Source organism: Promicromonospora sp. NPDC090134 (assembly GCF_044746965.1).
Classification (GTDB): domain Bacteria; phylum Actinomycetota; class Actinomycetes; order Actinomycetales; family Cellulomonadaceae; genus Promicromonospora.
Map to the genome: position 1 here is coordinate 445,431 of NZ_JBIVCZ010000004.1, position 19,234 is coordinate 464,664.

Consider the following 19,234-nt stretch of genomic DNA (forward strand, 5'->3'; position numbering starts at 1 on the left):
CACCCGCGATCAGGTCGTTCGTGTCAGTGGTGGACAATACGATCCCGTTGTGCCTTCGAATCTCATTGCGGCTTCGACCGAGCAGGATCCACGCCCTGGTCAAGACTTGCGCCTGACCAGTTTGTCCCCGCGGTTCGATGGCGAACGCCACCAGCTCTATTACGACCTGCTGGTGCGGGCGATCGATACCTACCGCACGTTCAACGTCGCCTTGACGGGCGCCTACGGTACGGGCAAAAGCAGCATTCTGGACCAATTGCGGTCCGACCGTCCCCGCCACGTGGTTGAGTTGTCGCTGTCTACGATCGCTCCCGAGGCCCACGAGGCAGGTGAGACCGACCAAGAGAACGCCGCAACGGGCACCGAGTCTCGCACGAACCGAATCCAGAAGGAGATCGTCAAGCAACTCCTGTACCGAGTGCCAACGAGTACTGTGCCGCGCTCAGGGTTTCGACGCACGAGCGTTCCCGACCGGGCAGGGCAGTGGTTCCCCGCCGTGCGCTGGGGCCTGTTGATTTCAGGCGTGATCTTCCTAATGGGAGTGGTCCATCCACTCGTCGAGTCCCTCTTTGCCGAGATCTGGCGACAGGCTGCGGCATATGCAATTCTCGCCGGTGGCGTCGTGTCTGTCGCCTGGATCATCGCGAGCCTGCTGCGCAGCCGACCTGCGCTGACCGCATCGGTAAAGACCGGGCCAGCGACCGTCACGCTCTCAAAGGCATCAGAGACCTACTTCGATGAGTACCTCGACGAGATCGTTTACTTCTTCCAGGCGAGCAAGCGCAATCTAGTCCTCATCGAGGACATAGACAGGTTCGAGGATGTCCAGGTGTTCGACACCCTTCGCGCCCTGAACAGCCTGCTGAACAGCTCAGACCAGATCGGCCAGCGCATCGTGTTCATCTACGCGATCCGGGACAGCGTTTTCGAACAGATCGGTGCCCGTAAGAAGAAGGTCCCCCAGGCCGGGACCGAGAACCCGGCACCCAAGACCGACCGTGCCAAGGCCACCCTTGAACGCGCCAACAGGACCAAGTTCTTCGACGTCATCATTCCGGTCGTACCATTTGTCAGCGCTGACAACGCCCGCGACGTCATGTCCGAAGCCATGAAAAGTACGGACTTCGAAATCAATCCCGCGCTTATCCGGCTCGCTGCACGACACGTTGCCGATATGCGTTTGATCCACAACATCCGCAACGAATTCGAGGTCTACCGCAACCGACTCGTCGTCCCGAAAGACCGCGTCCCCGGCATCAACGACGACCTCGTCTTCGCGATCGTCCTGTTCAAGAACACCCACCTGGCCGACTTCGAAAAAATCCGCCATCAGGACAGCAGCCTCGACCGACTGTACGACAAATGGCGCGAACTCGTTCGCACAAACCTTGCGACCGCAACGAACAGCCTCACTGCCCATCGGCAAGCCAGTTACCTTGAACGGACTGCGAAAGCACGGGCAGCTCACCTCGGCGAATTGCTCCTGGAACTCCGTGACACGCTGGCCGATGGAGTCGTAGCTGGGTACCAGTCCAGCAACGCGGGCAACGTGACGGTTCAATTGGCCGGGCCCGCTACGGAAGAGAATGTCGGTGACCGAGAGACATGGGTCGCGATCGCATCGGGCCAAGCCCAGAAGATCACACTCATCGGGACCAGGACGACCACCCTGAACTTCGCACCTGACCAACTCGCCAAGCTGCTAGGGGCAAGTGTCGACCCCGCCGAATGGGATGCCTCCGCTATTCACGACGTCGAGAGCAAGATCGCGAGCCTAGAGGCAAAGATCAGGTTCCTCAGACACCACACTTGGGAAGCGCTCTGCGATCACCCTGAGTTCACGATGCCGGCCGAATCGGATTCGCCTACGGCGCGGGCCAGCGATCCACCCGAAGGTGCCCTCAGCTTCGACGTTCTTGTGGAACATGTACTTGAGTCCGACTTGGCGCGTGACCTGGTGCGCCACGGATTCCTCACGTCGCATTTCGCGTTGTACGCATCCAGCTACTACGGCGGCCACCTCGGGCCGGCCGCGTTGGAGTACATCAGACGCATCATCGAACCAGGGACACCCGACTTCAGCTTCGAACTTGGCGAGGACGACGTAGTCCAGGTCTTGCGAGAGCAGGGAGCCGACAAGAGGGACGACGCGTACCTGTTCAGTGACGTCGGTGTGTACAACGTCAGCATCCTGGACTTCCTGCTGCAGAACCGGCCTGGGGCCGCGACCACCGTCGCGCACAAGCTGTCCCAATGGGGAGAGGACGAACGCGGATTCGTCGACACCTACATGGTCCAGGGCGTACAACCCGGCGCGCTGCTCGCTGCGATGACGCCCACCTGGCTGGACGTCGTTCACTACGCGGCCGTTGAAGGGCCCGTCGACGCGTCGACGAGGATCAGCCTCCTCAACACAACCCTGCGCGCCCTGCCCAACAGCGGTTACAAGGTGGACGACGACGTGCGCCAGCTCATCGAGACTGCCTACCGAGACTTGGACGCCATCACGCAACCTGGTTCGACCAGAACGGCAAGCATTGCCCTTGGAGTCGTCTACGCCAGCGGGGCTGTCCTCGACTCGGTTGAACCACTGGACGACCACGCACGGGATGTCGCTATCAAGCTGAGGCTCTTCCCGATCACCGAGCAAAACCTGCGCGCACTGGCGCCGGAAAGCTCGATCGAACTTGACGTCCTGCGCGGAGTCGACCTTCGCATCTACCAGTACGCCGTGGAACGGATCGCGGACTACTTGACGGCGTTCAAAGCCTCGACCTCGACCGTCTACGCAGTGACCGATCCGAAATTGTTCGCGACTATCCTGACTGACGCTGCGAGGATCTCAGGTAGTGGCCTCCTCAGTGAGCTCATCACATCGGCCAGTCCCGCGTGCCGCGTCCCTGCGCTCACGGATTGCCCGGAAGAAGCCTGGCCGTTCCTAGTCGCTAGTGACCGCACCGATCCGACGTTCGAAAACGTCAAAGCCTACATCGCCCGGTTCGGCGTCGACAAGCCTCTCGGCATTCTGCTCACCAAGCATAGGAAGATCACGGGGGCGAAACGCGGGTCGGTCGACGAGCGGCTCAAGGTCGCAATTGCGATTCTTGCAGCCAGACGGGACATCCGGGCGATCGTCCGTGTGAGCCTTGCCGTTAGTCTCGAACCAGGACGGATCCCGGCGACAAGCATCGCACCCGAGAGCGGAGACCTGGTTGCTCGGCTAATCAAGAAGGGACTGCTCGCAGACGACTCAACAGCATTCTCACGCGACCTCATGGTGGACTGGCCCACATACGAGGCAGCAATCAAAGCGTCCAAGAAATTTGCCAACTTCGTCTCACCTGACTTGCTCGATGTGTCCCAGGTCCCGATCCTGCTACACAGCACCTCCGTCCCCACGGAAGTCGCCCGCGCTGTCGTACGGAACATCGCTGACTACCTCGCTGGAGCAAAATGGGCGCGGGTGCAAGAAGTTGCCAAAGCGCTCAATGAACGTAGGTGGAAGTTGGGCTACGAGCTCATCGAGGCACTTCGGGCCGCTGGAGCCAGCAACGAGGCCCTCGTGCAACTAATTGCGCGCAAAGGCAACGAACTCGACATCTCACAGTTGAAGACCCTCCTGCGCGCCATGAAAGCGCCCTACTCACAAGTTGCCGACCGCGGACGAGGCCGTCCGACGTTCAACGAAACCGATTCCCACGCCAGCATTCTGAGAAGACTTGTGGGAGACACGATCAGGCGGGTCGAGCATAAAGAGTTCAAAGGCAAGGGCCGCCAGTTGGTCGCATACCGGATCCGAACACAGGAGTAACTGGGCACGCACACCTAACCCAAAAACGGCCCCTGCTACCCACATCACGGATTCCACGTGCCAAGTGAGGCCTGCCCATAGAGGCGTTATGGACCAGTCACGTGACCCGGCTCCTGCGAGGGCTGTCCGTGCTCGTGATGTTGACGCTCGTCAGTCTCTCGGCGCAAGCGCTCAGCGGTTCGTGTGCGTGCAGCGGTCAGTACCACCCGGGTACGTTCCATAGGCCGCGGTCCAGGCCGCGCCACAGGGCGGGCTTGCGCGCCGGTGACAGTGATGGCTCCCAGGGCTCGAGCCGCGATGGCCTGCGCGTCGCCGCGTTCGCCCTCCTGAGGACCGGGCCCGAGCGGGTAGACAGGATCGGTGATCTGGTACCGGTCGCGGTAGGCCACCGCGTATCGCATCGCCGCCTTCCACGTCTCGCGGGCTGGCCCGTTCGGAGGTGGCGGAGTGATGGTCTCCATCCACAGCTGCGGGTTCGTCATCGCGTCCTCGACCAGGGCGTCCAGGCGGGCAGAGATCAGGTCGGACTGCCGGGACAGCCACGCCCGAACCAGCGGATCGGTCACCGGCCGGTCCCGGCCGACCGGTGCAGCGCCCGCCTCAGCCGCACGATCGATGTCGACGGCCGCGTCGGCCTGTGCCTGGTCGCTGATGCGGTCGGCGAGGTGGTCGGTCATGACCTTGCGCACCGCGGCGACGTCCAGCTGCTTGGGGTTGTCGGCGCCGGGCGTGTGGCCGATGGTCTGGGCAACGTGCTCGATCAGGGACCGCCACTGGTCCAGCTCGACTCGGCCGTAGAGGTGTTCGACGAGGGCACGCAGCTGCGGGATCTGGCGTTCGAAGTGGTCCAGGTCTCGGATGGTGTGCAGGTTGGGTTCCATCGCGAACCACGTCAACGGGATCGTCTCGGTCAGGGCGGCCGTGAGGGTTTCGGGGGCGTCGGTTGCCGTCTGCGCGGGGTCGGTCGCCAGGCCGAGCGCCCGGGCGTGGGCAGCTTCGTCGGGGGTGAGCAGGGACCAGACTCGGGCGGCGGCGGTGCGGCCGGCGGTGTCGGGGTCCAGGGCGACGATCAAGTCGGTCAGATCCCGCCCGGTCGCGTCACGCAGTGCTTGCAGGTGCTGCGCCGTCACACCAGTGCCACCCGCGGCGACCGGCACGATCTGGACTCCGGTCTGCTCTGCGAGGCGGGCGGCGGCTAGGTGCAGAGCCGCGTGGTCGGTCGGTCCCTCGACCAGGACAGGTCGCGCCCCGGCAGCCAGACGTGTGATGGCGTCGGAGTCCAGGCCGTACACGAGCTCGCTCTTGCGGTACGCCGCCGTCTCGGGACTGTTGAGGTACTTCGGTGAACGACCGTCCCCCGTGTCCGCCTCGGCGGGGTTGATGCGCCCGGTGACGCCGACGACGGCGCCGGTCTGGTCGCGGTAGGGGAACACGATCCGGTTGCGGAACTTGTCGATGATCCGCCCGCCCCGGGTGCGGGTCGCGACCCCGGCGGTCACGAGCTGGTCGGGCGTGTAGCCCAGGGACTGCAGGTGGTCCGTCAGACCGGTCCACGTCCCGGGGGCGACACCCCACTGAGCGTCGTTCAGGCCGCGGCTGGTCATGTACCGGGCAGCCCAGGACTGGGTGAGCTTCTGCCGGGTCCACCAGGACCAGGCGTGCCCGGTGATCTCGACGACCAGGTCCCGCACTGCCACGTAGACGGGCTCCTGGGCGCCCCCGGTCGGTGCGCGATCCACTCCGGCGGGCAGGTCCGCTCCAGCCGTGACGCCCGAGGCAGACTCTGGTGCTTGCCGCACGCCGGCCCCGCGGTGCGACGATGCCCCGACCAGCTCATCGGACGTGTCCGAGCCGATGGACGATCCGGCCGATACGTCAGCCTCCCAGAGGAGCTTGTCGGTGGTCTCGGGCGCGGTCGTGACCCAGACCGGCAGTCCCCGCTCGTCGCGGTCATGGGTGCGAGGTAGGCCGATGCGGTGGTGCAGGACCTTCGCGACCGACCGCGCGTCCCCAAACCCGGTCCCGGCCGCCCGCCGGACCACGGTCTCGGCGTCGGTGCCCGCGGCCTCGTGCATGGACAGCCGCTTGGCCAGCACCGGCCACACTTCGTCGGCGAGGACGAGGTTCGCCACCCGTCCGGGCAGCACCGCCCGGACGGCTTCGGCCAGGCGGCCGATCCGGTCGGGTTCGAGGAACGTGAGGTAGGCGTCCTCGTACTCCGGGACCAGGCGGGCCAGGGAGTGCGCGTGATCCCACTCGTTCTCGATGACCCTGGACGCGGACAGTTCTTCGCCGTCGCGGTCCAGGACTCCCTTCAGGGCGTTCAGGACTGCACGCTCGGTGTTCGGTTGGCGGTGCGGGTCGAGGTCAAGGACGTCGTCGGTCTCCACGTAGACCCGGTTCGAGATGGCGCCGCGGGTGATCGCGGTGTATAGCTCGTTGCAGGTCATCCCGACCCCGACCATCGTGTGGGAGGCGTCCACGGTCATGCCCTGCACTCGGTGGATCGTCGCCGCGTACCCGAGCTCGACATGCTCGGTCACGTAGTCCGCCGGGAGTACCACGGTCGCGCCGGTGTCCTGGTGCCGGGCCTGCAGCGCACCGCCCGTGCCCCGGGCTGTCACGCGCCACAGGTCACCGTTCTTGACCCAGCCGCGCGCCCAGTCGATGTGCCCGTCCTCGTCCTCGGCATGCAGGTGACGGTTGTTCAGCCGGGTCACGATCACGTCCCCGACCCCGGCACGGTTCTCGTCATGCAGGACCACGCCGTCGTCCTCGACCTCCCCGCGGTTCACCCGGTGCGCGCGGGCCCTGGCCGAGAGCTCGGTCACCAGGGTGTTGGTCGCCGCGATCATGATCGCCTTCCGGCCGTGGTCGGAGTCGGTCATCCAGTTCGCGAACATCTCCTCCGCCATCACCGCCACCGACCCACCCTGGGTACGACGCCCGGTGATGTAGAAGTCCAGGCCCCGGTGGTCACCTTCGCGCAGCCGCAGGGACGCCTCGGCTTCACCAGGGACGCGGAAGCGGTGGACGTGCGTCAGCTCGACCGCCCCGGCCTGCTGGGTGATCAACCTCAACGCGCCACCGGCGGCGACAGCGCTGAGCTGGGCCGGGTCCCCGAGCAACCGGACGTTGCCGCCAGCGGCCTGAGTGATGTCCACGACGTCGGCCAGGGCGAGGGTGTCGGCCAGGCTGGCCTCGTCGACCAGCACGACCGTGCCCGGCTCCACCGCCAGGCGTTCGCGCAGGCGTTCCCCGCCCTTGCCGCGGCTGGCCAGGAGGAACATGTCCAGCGTCTCGGCCGTGATCCCGTCACCCAGGTCAGCACCGAGGACTTCCGCAGCGGCGGCCGAAGGCGCCAGGGCAATGAGCTTGCCGCCCGAGTCCTGGACCGCGTCCGCGAAGGCGCGCATCGCGGTGGTCTTCCCAGTCCCGGCCGGCCCGATCCCCGCCGCCAGCACCGTGCCGGCCGCGAAGTGCGCCACCAGATCCCGCTGCCCGGCATTCAGGACCCGACCCTGGTCGACCCGTACCCGTTCGATCGCCGCCTCTACCGCGCCTGGGTTGATGACCAGGCCGCCGGGGGTGCCGGCGGCGGCCAGGAGCTGGTCCTCGGCCTCCAGGACCGCCAGGGACGTGTACCTCGTGGAGCCGTGGACGAAATACACCGACTCGCCGTCATTGCGGCGCATCACGTCCGGTGGCTCGTTCACGTCCGGCGGCGTGACCTGCAAGCTGCCGGCCACGGCATACCCGGAGATCGTCGCAGTCAGGGCGAGCAGGTCCGTCCCGGTGGGGGCGTGGTCGCGGGCCAGGCGGGTGGCCTCGGCCTGCAGGTGGTACGTCGTCCAGGTTGACCGCTTGCCCGCGACGTTCGTCAGGCACGCATCGACCAGGTCACCCTGGGCCAGCACCTGCCCGGCCAGTTGCCCGAGGACGGTCTGGCGTCGCGTGGGGCTCGTCCACCGCAGCGCTCGGAAGACCTGCGCGTGGGGCCACGTAGTCGCGAGCCGGGCGACGGCGTCGGTGACGTCCTGGGTCGCCCAGCGGGCGATCCCACGCCCGGCCAGGTCCTGCGCGACAGCAGCCCACAGGTCGCCCGGCTCGTCCACCACGACCCGGCCCTCCCCCCGCTCGGGCCGCAGGGCCGTGGCGAGCATGCCGGTCACCGCCGCCCCGCCGCCCAGGACGCTCGCGGCGACGGCCGCCCACTGCGGCAGCCGGTCACGCAGCCCAACCGGTGCCCCTTTGCCTGGCCGGGTGTCGAGGTTGGCCTGCTGCGTCAGCCCGAACGCGGCCTCCGTCGCCGGCTCATGCCCATGGCTGGCCCGGTACGCGGCCCGCAGACTCTCGTACGACTCCACGATCGCGGCCCGCCGCCGCGAGAACGCATCCCGCAACACCTTCGGGACACCGACGACCTCCCGCACACCCTGCTTGCCCCAGCCCCGGGACTCGGTATGGAACACGACCCCGAGCCGCTCGACCAACAGCTGCTCGATCCGCGTGTTGTACCGCTCAGAGGCCGCGACCTTCAGCCCCAGCAGCACCCGCCCATCCAGGGCCCGCCACCCACCATCCACACCGAGCACCTTCGTCGCCACGGCGACGTGGGTATGCAGGTTCGGGTCCCCCGCGCGGGAATCGAGATGATCGAACGCGACCGCCGTCAGACCATGGGTATCGATCTGCCGCACACCACCCGCACCCGCCCTCGTCAACGCCCCCTCCGCCTCGATCCACGCCAGGGTGTCCTGCCACGCATCGGTATGCGCCTTCGTGATCGCCTCCCGCGTGGCCGGGTCACCCAGACCCCACAGCACGCTGACGCTCTTGGACGGGGTGAACACCAGGTCATACCCCGCCACCGCACGCCGCGGCTGCCCGCCCCGCTCAGCCAACCACCGCGCCACCTCGTCATCGCTCAACGGACCACCACCCTCGGCTCCGCCTTTCCGCGTCGCCAGGGCCCGACCCACCTCCCAGCGCAGCCCATCCCGCTCCACCCCCGGCTCCGGCGGACGGTCGTTCTCGCGCGCAAACCGAGCGAACACGGCCTCCAACCCAGCCCGATACCCGTCATCCTCCGCGCTCTCGAAGACCGGGAACGCCCGGCCCAACGCACCCGCGCGGGCCGCGTCCTTCGTCGAGGCACCGCGGGCCAAGGCCTCGAGCTCCAGCCGGCCCGCATCAGGGTGGCGGCCCTGCCCGAACAACGACTTCATCTGCCCCTCCAGCACCCGGCCCGAGACCCCGAGCTGCTCCACCCCGGTGCCGACCCACCGGCCAGGCGGGTTCCCGTGCTGCATGTAGTACTCCGTCAACGACACCCCGCGACCGCGCGGCACGTCCCCCGACGCGACCTGCTGGGTCAGGTACGTGTACCCGCTACCCGCGCTCAGCACATGGACCGTCATCATGTCCCCCACCCCCTCCCAGGCCAGGGCTGGAACGGCTCAGCTCGGGGCTGATTTCTGGACCGCTCACAGCGTTGTGCACTAGGTGTGTGGCCTTCGTCGTGGCGGTCCGCGGGACCCGCTGTCCGGGTGCCCGTCTGCCCGCGTCACGCAGTCGCGTGCGTCGTGTCGCTGCCTGTGCCCGCCGTCGCGCGCGTGTCGCTATCGCTGCTCGCCGTCCGTGTCCGCGTTGCCGCGCATCGAGGGGAGTCCGGGTGTGGGCCCCCTCGCTCCGGACGCATCGAGCAACCAGTCAGCATCCCCAGAACGCTTGGCTCTGCAGCGTCGACGGCCGGCGGTCCTGTAGCACCTCTGACGCATCCAGAGGCGAGAGATGCCTACTGCCCTGGTGTTGCGGCAGGCTGGCACCTGCGACGTTGTGGGCCGCGACATGCGACCTGCGAGAACCGTCCTCGAGCTCATTGGGGAGACGCGATGAACAACAGGCGTGAGGAGATCGCCCGACGCCGTAGGGTGCAAGGGCTGAGCCAGGAGGCACTGGCCGCGCACCTGAACGTCGCACGCACCACGGTGGCGCGGTGGGAGTCAGGTGAGGTCATCCCTCTCCCCTGGGTTCGGCCGCGGCTGGCTGAAGCCCTTGGGCTGTCGCTCGTTGAGCTGGACCTGATCTTCACGTCCGACGCGACGCACCGGGTGGCTCTCGTCGCTCCAACAGCCGCGGAGCCGCCCGGCGCACCAGGTCTGGACGATGAGACGCTGTGGAGGATCCTGATGGGCGAGTCCGACGGTTTGGATCGCAAGCAGTTCTTGCAGCTGGCACTCGCGACCGGCGCGGCTTCCGCGCTAGGGGCTGTCGAGGCGGCTGCGTCGCCCACATCGGTACTCGATCCCCGTTCGGTGAAGTCCTACGTCACCATCGCTGCGGTCCAGCGAGACCTGTACTGGACGCTCGACTCTCCTGCGATGCTCGACGTCGCGCTGGGCCATCTCCGTGTGGGTACCGGACTGCTGAACGCATTACGGCACGGCAGCGAGTTGTCAGCAACGCTGGCTGCCGCAGTCGCGCACACCGCACTGCTGGCTGCACGTGTCGCGTTGTTCGACCTTGGCCAGCCACGTCTTGCGGAGCGGTGCTTCGCCATGGCCGAGACCGCGTCCGCGGAGGCTCATGAACCATGGCTTGCCGCCGTGATCGCGGGCCATCATGCGTTCGTTCCCGGGTTCGCAGGCGACCTCACAGCAGCACGCTGCCACCTGGACCTCGCTGCGGTTTATCTGCGTCGCCGGCCCAATGGTCTGATCAGTTCATGGGTCGGCTGTGTCTCAGCCGAGCTGCACGCCCGAACCGGAGACGGCGCAGAGGCACGGAGCCTGACCGATCGTGCCGAGCAGGCCCTCGCCCGGCCCGCGGACGTACCCGAGTGGTTCGACTACTATGACGCCAGCCGGCTAGCCGGTTTCGCAGGCAACGCCGCGCTCCTCGCAGGAGACTCGACTGCAGCTGTCGGTTGGCTCGAAAAGGCTCTCGACGAGCTGGACGAGAAGTCAGTCAAGCAGCGCTCGGTGGTCCTGCTCGACCTCGCCGCGGCGCACCAGAGCCTGGACGCCGACCAGGGTGCGGCCTACGCCGACGAAGCATTGTCACTTCTGGAGACGGCGCCATACAGCGCGGCGGTCGGCCGGCTCGGCGACGTGACTTCTCGGTTCAGAGGGACTCCGCACGGTGCCCATCTGACCGAACGCGCCCGAGTCCTTCAAGCGGTCTAGGTTCAAGCCTGGCGGGCGTTATGGCCTGTGACGAGGTCGGGCAGTTCCGCGAGGGTGTCGAGCTGGAAGAGGCACAACGCTTCACAGTCTTCGCCGAGATGTCTCGCGGCGATGTCGCCACGCAGTATGTGGCCCCAGGGTCCTCGGCGTAGGACGGCTGTCTGAATCCCGAGCTTCTGGGCCGGCCGGATGTCGTTGTCCAACCGGTCCCCCACGTAGAGAATCTCATCCGGTTGCAGAGCCGCCTCGACCACAAGCCGTTCGAAGAACGCAACATCCGGCTTCGACACGCCCCAGGAGTCCGAGGTCGCGAGCAGATCGCACGGCAGGTCCAGGCCACGCAAGATCCCCTCGGCACGCACGGTCTGATTCCCTGCGATGCCAACCTGCCGGCCTTGCTCACGCAGACGTGCCAAGCATTGGCGCACGTCGGAGTAGAGGTCGTCTTCGCCGAACCATTCCGGCTGCCCGGCGGCGGCGCGCTTCTCGCGCTCCTCGGCGAGGTCGAACCCCGGCCGGAATACCTGGAACGTGTCCCGGTAGTCGAGACCTTGCGCGATGACCGCGCCGAACACCGCAGAGAAAGTCTGTCGAGGGACTCCGAGCCAGTCAGCCCATGTCCCGTACTCGCGGGTCTCGTTGACCAGGACCTCGCCGACGTCGAACCACACAGCGCGAATCACCAGAGCAGCCTAGCCAGCCCCCGCGCACGACCGTTGACGTTCGGCGACAAAGAGCCGCAGCACTGCGTGCTACGCCGGTGCGACAAGAGTGCCGCCCTGCTGCTCTGTCCTGCCTTCTGGGCCGCGGCTTCGATGAGGGATGACAGATGATCCCCTCATCGAAAGGCCTTCCCATGCCTGAACCGACCGCAGTCCTTGAGCGCACCGAGAGCGATCTGGACCAGCTGACGGCCGACCTGTTCGACCTGGACATCAAGGCTATGCAGGTGCCCATGTCCTGTAGCAATCACACCAACGACGGGTGTTCGGCAAGCTGCCCCAGCGTGGGCTGTTCCGCGACGTGTAGCTGCACCAACTGCAACTGCAAGAAGTAGTGCCGTGGCGATGAAGCACGAGCGGACGTTCACCCCGCATACGGGATTCCCGGTCCTGGCACGCACACCCCTGCTTCCGAGCGCCCCGGACCGTCACCCATCACGGGTACTTTCCGGTTCGTTTCTGGAGGCGGTGCGCTTCGGTTCGCGCTCCCTCGCCACGATCACCGACGACGACCTGGACGCCGACCAGCGGCTCGCGACCACAGTGCGTGCTTACGAGCGTCGTGCTCGCACACGTGCCACACCGCGGGGCACGTTCGCCGGCGTCCAGGTCGTCCAGGCGACCGAGGGCCGTGCCCGCTTCACCATCGGAAAGAACCACCGCGCTCGAAGTGAACCGTCAGCGGCCTGGTTGAGCGACGTCGCCAACCAGCTCCTCGACCTCCCTGACGTGCTCGATGCAGTGCGGTTGGTGTCGAACGACCTCGTCGCGCGTCGCGGCGACCGGTACGAGCACGAGTGGGCGGTGGGGGCCAAGAAGCCCGAGCGGGTCACACTGCGGGCGACGCCAGCGGTGGTGCTCATCCTGGAGACCTGCGCTGTGCCTGTTCACCTCGCACAGGTCAGCGCCGCCATCACGGCCCGCTGGCCGAACGTCTCAGACAACACGGTCAGGACAGCAGTCCAGCAGCTCGTCCGGACCGGCGTCCTGGTGACCGACCTGTTGCCGGACGACCTGGCTCGCGACCCACTCAGGCACCTCTTGACCAAGGCCCCGGCCTCGCACGAGCTGGTCGGGCCGCTGACCGAGTTGCGCGATCTGCTCGCCGAGGCCGACAAGTACCCACCGGGCACGGATGAACGGCTCGCCGCGTTGACCGACGCCCGTAAGATCTGCGATCAGATCGCAGACCACGAGAACCCGATCACGACCGACGTCGCGGTCGACGCCGACATCCAGGTCCCCCGCCCGCTCCTGACTGAGGCTGCCGACGCGGCCAGTCTGCTGTGGAGCATCACGCCCTCGACGAAAGCCCTGGACGTCTACCACTCCCGGTTCGTCGACCGGTACGGCGTCCGCCGCCGAGTCCCGTTGCTAACGGTCGTCGACCCGGTGACCGGACTCGGCAACCCGGATGACGACGAGCGCCCAGACCAGAACGAGGACGCGACACGCGGAAGAGTCCTGGCCGGACTCCTCGCCGACGCCGCGGCCCGGCGCAGCACCGAGGTCATGCTCGATGACACAACCATCGACGCGCTGCGTGTATCCGGCGAGCGTGTACCGCCCTCAAGCGGCGAGCTTTATGCCCAGGTCCTGTCGGAGTCGGCGGAGGAACTCTCCCGGGGTCGGTACCTGCTGGCGGCCTACTTGGGCAGCACCCAGGATGCCGGGTCGACGATCGCCCGCTTCTCCTCGCTCCTCGACCTCCCGGCCCCCACCACCTGTCCCAATACGCCGCTGCGTGCCGAGGTCGTGGTACGGCCACGCTTGGCGGCACTGACCACGGTGGCCCTGCCGTCTGGATTCACATCACGACGGATCTGCGTAGGCGTGGTCCCCGGGCCCGATGACCTGACGTTGTCCGACCTCGACCTTGCCTCTGACGGACATCGCCTGACCTTGTGGTCTCGGAGCCTGGACCGAGAGATCGATCCGGTCCTGTTCTCACGGATCGGGCCCGCCTACGTCCCGGCCGCCGTCCGCGTGCTACAGGACCTCGCCAACGCCGGCCACCACCCGTGGCACACCTGGACCTGGGGTCCACTCGTAGACGCCCCGTTCCTGCCACAAGTCCGGTGGCGCAACACCATTCTCTCCCCGGCCCGGTGGCGGCTCCCCCACGTCCTCACCGCCACTGTCTCCGATGGGGTCTCCTGGGAGTCCGAGCTCGCCGGCTGGCGCACGACGACCATGCCCACGGTTCCGCGGCGCGTGGTCGTGCAGGACGCCGATCAGCGCATCCCGCTCGACCTGGACGAGCCTCGGGACCGCGAACTGTTGCGTCGCTACGTTCGCCGTGGAGCCGACTCCGTGACCGCTCCAGCCGGCGGGCCTGACGCGGTCCAGGCCATCGCCGACGGTCCTGATGGACGACACGTCCTCGAGCTCGTCATCCCGCTCCAAGGACCGGTGCATCATCGCGTTCTGGAGCGCCCGCGGATCGCGACATCGCCCGTCGTCCACCTGCCTGGTGGGGGGTGGCTCTCGCTAGCCATCCCGTCGCCGAGGATCCATCACGATGATCTGCTCGCACAGTTCGATGGCCTGGCCTCGGCACTGCGTAGCCAGGTAGAGCGGTGGTTCTGGCTTCGCTACGACAGTCCTGCCCATGGGCCGCACCTGCGAGTCAGGTTCGCAGGCGAGCCCTCGGTGCTGAACACCGTCGTGCTCCAGACCGTGTCGGAGCAGTGCGCCTCCTGGATGGCCCACGGCCTGGTCGGGGGTCTGGTCGTCGAGTCCTACGAACCGGAGATCGACCGATACGGCGGACTTACGACTATCGACGCCGCCGAACGACTCTTCGACGCCGACAGCAATCTCACGCTGACCCTCCTTGAACGCGCACCCGACGACGACGCTCGGCACCTGCTCGCCGCACTATCGGCTGTGGAATTCGCACGGGGACTTGCCGACGAGCCCGCGGGCGCCGTCGGACGCCCCCGGCTGGACCGCACCCGTCGACGACTCGTCAACGAGCTGCGCGCGGCCGCGCCGTCAGATCCAGATGTACTGCTCAGCCCGACTGCGCTTGAGCAATGGAAGGGGCGTAAAGAAGCGATCACCGAATACCGCGATGTGGTGCCGGCGACTCGTCGCTCCGACTGCGCTTCGTCGATAATCCACATGCATGCGAACCGACTGGGCCTCGACCGGGACCAGGAGCACACTGCTCGTGCGCTGGCGGCCGAGCTCCTCGCTCGGGGGCGAGGATGAAGCCGGGAGACGCAGCGTTGGCCATCGCTGAACGGCTGCTGGACCCGGATCGCGTGGTTGCGACCGCCCCGTCGTACGGGGTCGCGACGCTCGCGGACGGGTTGCCGGGGACTGCGCTGCTGCACGCACGTTTGTCTGCCGTTGACCCGGTTTTCGCTGCGGCGGCGAAGGCCCACTGGAACGCTGCGGCCGAGCATGCGGTTAGCGCTCCACAGCAGGGGCCGGGAATCTACGGCACGGCGGGAGGGCTAGCGGCCTCGCTGGTCCTCGGCTCCCCTTACTTGCCCGACCCCGAGGTAACGGCGACCGCGACAGCTCGGTCGGTCCGCTGGCTTTCTGCCCGTGCCGTCGAGTCCGCGGACCTCTACACGCAGGCAACACTCGCGGGTCGCCCCGGGACGGCCTGGCACGTCTACGACACGATCTCTGGGCTGGCTGGCATCGGTCGTATCTTGCTCGCGGCGCTGATCGACGGTCACAGTTCCGCCGAGCCCGGTCTGGTCGCCTCACTGACGGCACTGACCAGGATGCTGACCGATCACGGAGAAGCCCTACCCGGCTGGTGGGTCCCAACTGACCAGCATCCGCAGGTCGTCGCTGCGCGCCTCGACCCGACAGGAGCCGCAGACACAGGCCTCGCCCACGGCGTCGCCGGCCCCCTCGCCTTTCTCGCACTGGCGCACTCCACTGGGCACACTGTGGCCGGGCAGAAAGCCGCGATCCGCGACGCAGTCCTTTGGCTCGATCGTTGGCGGGTCGACGACCACGGCTGGCCCGACCACGCCACAGGCCAGCAGCTGTCTGAGGGCACAAAGGCAACGAGGCATGGGCGTCGCACCGCCTGGTGCTACGGCGTCCCCGGAATAACCCGGAGCCTGCTGCACGCAGCAAGTGCGCTCGGCGACGATGTCCTTGCCGAAACTGCCCGTTCCAATCTGGCAGGACTTGGCGCCCAGCGCACGTCATGGGACACCGAGGGGCCCACACTCTGTCACGGCTACGCCGGAGTCCTGCTTTGCGCCACCGGCGTCGATCGCGACGTTGCTAAGCATGCGGCAGCCCGGCTCTCGCAGTCGCTGGACCGCGGACGGCGATTCCTCGTGGCTCACGTCGAGCACGGGACCAGCCACGACAGCCCCGGGTTTCTCACAGGCGCGGCAGGTGTCGGGCTGACCCTGGCCGAGCTCGCGGGTGTTCGTGCACGCCCAGCCACCACGCCTTGGGATGCCCTACTCCTCAACGTATGAGTGTCTGCTCGATCACTCACCACGTCTTGTCGAAGTCAGCCAGCACCAACGTCACGAGCGGACGTGCCACCTCGGGCGCGCCCCGGTCCAAGGCTGCCGAGGTAACGGCCTCGTCAAGGACGGCCCGTGCAGGCTTTGGGTTGAGCTTGAAGCCGGTCGCAGACCGACGCTCAATGCCCGTGAATGTTCCGCGGCCAACCATTGCGGATCCGCCGATGCCTGCAGCGACGGCGAAGCGGTCGCCTGTCAGGACGTTGATCCCGCCGACGACCCGAAGGCCATCCATGAGGTTCTGAAGAAGGATGGTCTCGTCAAGGATGGAGCCCATACCGTCTCGTGGGAGCGACCACCAGAGGGACAACTGCCCTGACGCACCGACACGGATCCCGCGGAGCGTCGCGTCCGCCACTGAAGACCGGCTGTCATCTGCCATCACGGCGATCGTGGCGGCGCTACTGTCTCCGGACGGCGTCAGACCGGCCGTCATGGAAACGGCGCCCAACGCTCGAATGCTCCCGGCCAGGCGGTTCGGGAGGTCGACCATCATCCGAGCTGGGATTGGGGCCGCGTCGAGGGCAACAACATGGAGTTCGAGGCTGCCGTACGCGTCCTGCTGATGCCGCCCGGGCTCGCCCCAGTCGCCCTTCCACTGGATCGCGACCGGGTCGGCCAACGGAGTGAAGACGAGTGGCGACGGCTGAGCGGCATGGTTAACGAGCGCCTCGGCAACCTTCACTTGAAGGTCAGCCACGTCCTCGAACTGACCGTGGAAGACGCCTGAGCCGTAGCTACCCACCATGTCGACGAACTCCTGCTGGGCTCGCTCCAGCTCGACATCGAGCTTGCGGAAAACGAACGTTGGCATGCCCGCAGCTCGTGCCGCTGTCCACTCGTCGTGCGTGGGTGACTGGTTCGTCTCTGGGAACCGGTAGCCGTAGTTGGGCCCCAGAAGCAGCACGTATACGTCCGCTGACGCGACGCCCGTAAGGCAGGCCTCGCGCGACGGAATGGTCTGTGCGGTGAAGTCCTCGAAGGTCACGGGGACATGCCCGAGTGCCCTAACCAGCCCAGGTAAGGCGTCTCGCTCAACTTCAAGCCCGGTGCGGACGCTGCTGATGAAAACTCGCATCTCGCAAGCATGCCTTGAACCACTGACATCAACGTGGAGTCATCACTGTCAGTGGCTCGTGCGACGCTCCTACCATGAGTCCTGAAGGCGAACCCCACCTTGTCGCAGCGAAGCGCATCTATAGGGCAATCAGAAATCAGGCGGTTGGTTGGCCGCCAGAGATGTTTCACGGTCTGCGTCCGGACTGGTTGGGTCGCGCGGTGTCATCCCTGATCCTGGCACTCGGCGACGAACCAGTCACATTCGTATCACTCGGCAGCGCTGAGGATCAGTCGGCCGGCGTGGCCCTTAAGGGAGTAGTTGTCGGGCAAACGATCGTCGCCGAACTCTCGGTGGACTCGAATTGGAAGGATGACAACGCCGGGTTCACGGTAGCGGCAAGGTCCCTCACCGGCCTCGTCCAACTCGAAGTCGCCACCGACATGCATCCCCAGGACACGTCCGGCTGGCGGACTTGGCCAGGTAACGTCCAACTTGAGCTGCACTTCCAATACGGATCGCCGATTACCTTGCCCGTGGACGGTCGCCTCGACCCAGACGACAACCAGGACTACCTCGAACTCGTCCGTCGGCTCCCGACATTCCTCAGCCGCTGAACGCATTCGAGCGCAGTGAAGGCGCCACCGCGGTGGCCGGGTCCTAATCCCGCATCGCGCCTTCCGCGCCGTGCTACGCCTCGACAGCCGTCGCGGTCCGGACCGCGGTCACCACAAACACATGGTCCACCTTGTCGACGACCAGCAGGGCCTTGTCCTCACTCGGAAGCGGCGTAGAAGTGGGCACCCGTGCCTCGATCTGTACCTCGGCCCCGTCGCCCGCCCCCTCGTGCCATGCCCGGACCCGATCGGTGAGCCGACGCACCAAGTCCGCACCTTCGGGGCCGAACCCACAGGCACCGACCTGCAGCATCGGCATCTCCTCGGTTCCTCCGACCTGCTGAGCGGTCATGTACGCCAGCGATCCTGCCGAATAGATGCCCCACGCGCCCCAGGGATCCTTCGCACGTGGTACCCGCCCGGCAGCCACCGCATCCGCGCTGACGAACACCCGGCTGAAGCCAGGCAGCGTCGCAAGCCAGAAGTCCTGCTGGGGCGTCCATGCCCACGGTGCCACGACATCGGTCCACACCAGCGTGGGCTCACTGTCGAGTGCCTCCAACAGTGCACGTGCCACCGGCTGGGCGTCGTCGATCCGCAGGGTCACGTCCGGCCCAGGGCCGAGCGGGATGTTCTTCTCTGGCATGGCACCGATGCCCTTCATCGGGATGAAGCCGTCCTCGACCACGGACACGCTCCGTAGCCCCGTCCCCTCATGCTCGAACGCGACCACCCGGGTCAGGCCACGCAGCCGCAGCGGCAGCACCAACCGGCCACCGGGCGCGAGCTGCTCGACCCAGGCCGGTGCGACATCCCACGCCCCAGCGGTCACGAGGATTCGGTCGAACGGGCCATCCTCGGCAGCGCCCAGCGTCCCGTCCCCGGTCACGACCCGCACCTGATCCGCGCCGTACGCGGTCAGGTGAATCCGCGCGGCATCCGCGACATCGGCGTCGTACTCGATCGTGGTGACCGAACCTGACGGGCCAACCAAGTAGGCCAGGAGGGCTGCGTTGTACCCGGTCCCCGCGCCGACCTCCAACACCCGCTGTCCCGGCTGGACCTGGGCTTGCTCCAGCATTCCGGCGACCGTGCCCGGCGCGGACGCCGAGCTCGTCGGCACACCCTGCGCGTCCCGATACGTGACCACGGCGCCCGAGCCGTACGCCTCCGACAACGACACCTCCGGCACGAATACGTGCCGAGGCACGGTCATCATCGCGTCCGCTACATCGGCGGCCAGCGGGCGATTCCACATGGCCGCCATCCGGTCCAGCATCCCGGCTCGCAGGGATACCTCGTCCTCGCGTGTCTCATCCACGCGTC

9 protein-coding genes are annotated in these 19,234 nt (G+C 66.9%); 5 read left to right on the forward strand and 4 right to left on the reverse strand.

Annotated elements, in window-relative coordinates:
* The first annotated feature begins 49 nt into the window (after positions 1-49).
* Positions 50-3,811: a hypothetical protein gene (locus ACIPN7_RS14330; protein WP_400543046.1), complete on the forward strand. Its 3,762-nt coding sequence runs from the start codon at positions 50-52 to the stop codon at positions 3,809-3,811.
* Between the two features lie 86 nt (positions 3,812-3,897).
* Here ACIPN7_RS14330 and mobF read toward each other — a convergent pair whose 3' ends face one another.
* The gene (mobF, locus tag ACIPN7_RS14335; RefSeq protein ID WP_400543049.1) at positions 3,898-9,234 is read right to left on the reverse strand and encodes a MobF family relaxase; all 5,337 of its coding nucleotides are present in this window, start codon (positions 9,232-9,234) and stop codon (positions 3,898-3,900) included.
* A gap of 471 nt (positions 9,235-9,705) precedes the next feature.
* On the opposite strand from mobF, the gene ACIPN7_RS14340 reads away from it, so the two are divergent.
* Entirely contained in the window at positions 9,706-10,998 is a 1,293-nt protein-coding gene (locus ACIPN7_RS14340) for a helix-turn-helix domain-containing protein (protein ID WP_400543052.1), read from the forward strand.
* A 2-nt stretch (positions 10,999-11,000) separates the two neighbouring features.
* Here the strand turns inward: ACIPN7_RS14340 and ACIPN7_RS14345 are convergent, their stop codons facing one another.
* Positions 11,001-11,681, reverse strand: a complete 681-nt coding sequence (locus tag ACIPN7_RS14345) for an HAD family hydrolase (protein ID WP_400543055.1) — start codon at positions 11,679-11,681, stop codon at positions 11,001-11,003.
* A 384-nt stretch (positions 11,682-12,065) separates the two neighbouring features.
* Here ACIPN7_RS14345 and ACIPN7_RS14350 point away from each other — a divergent pair, with 384 nt between their 5' ends.
* Together ACIPN7_RS14350 and ACIPN7_RS14355 are read left to right on the forward strand one after the other, a co-directional pair.
* Positions 12,066-14,936, forward strand: a complete 2,871-nt coding sequence (locus ACIPN7_RS14350; protein ID WP_400543270.1) for a lantibiotic dehydratase — start codon at positions 12,066-12,068, stop codon at positions 14,934-14,936.
* A 17-nt stretch (positions 14,937-14,953) separates the two neighbouring features.
* Positions 14,954-16,183, forward strand: a complete 1,230-nt coding sequence (locus ACIPN7_RS14355) for a lanthionine synthetase C family protein (RefSeq protein WP_400543058.1) — start codon at positions 14,954-14,956, stop codon at positions 16,181-16,183.
* Between the two features lie 16 nt (positions 16,184-16,199).
* On the opposite strand, the gene ACIPN7_RS14360 is transcribed toward ACIPN7_RS14355, so the two are convergent.
* On the reverse strand, positions 16,200-17,312 hold the full coding sequence (locus ACIPN7_RS14360) for a DUF4062 domain-containing protein (protein WP_400543060.1): 1,113 nt from the start codon (positions 17,310-17,312) through the stop codon (positions 16,200-16,202).
* 200 nt (positions 17,313-17,512) lie between these two features.
* On the opposite strand from ACIPN7_RS14360, the gene ACIPN7_RS14365 reads away from it, so the two are divergent.
* Entirely contained in the window at positions 17,513-17,908 is a 396-nt protein-coding gene (locus ACIPN7_RS14365; protein WP_400543063.1) for a hypothetical protein, read from the forward strand.
* Positions 17,909-17,981: 73 nt separating this feature from the next.
* On the opposite strand, the gene fxlM is transcribed toward ACIPN7_RS14365, so the two are convergent.
* A complete protein-coding gene (fxlM, locus tag ACIPN7_RS14370; protein ID WP_400543066.1) occupies positions 17,982-19,229 on the reverse strand; it encodes a methyltransferase, FxLD system in 1,248 nt (415 codons plus the stop codon).
* Between the last annotated feature and the right edge of the window lie 5 nt (positions 19,230-19,234).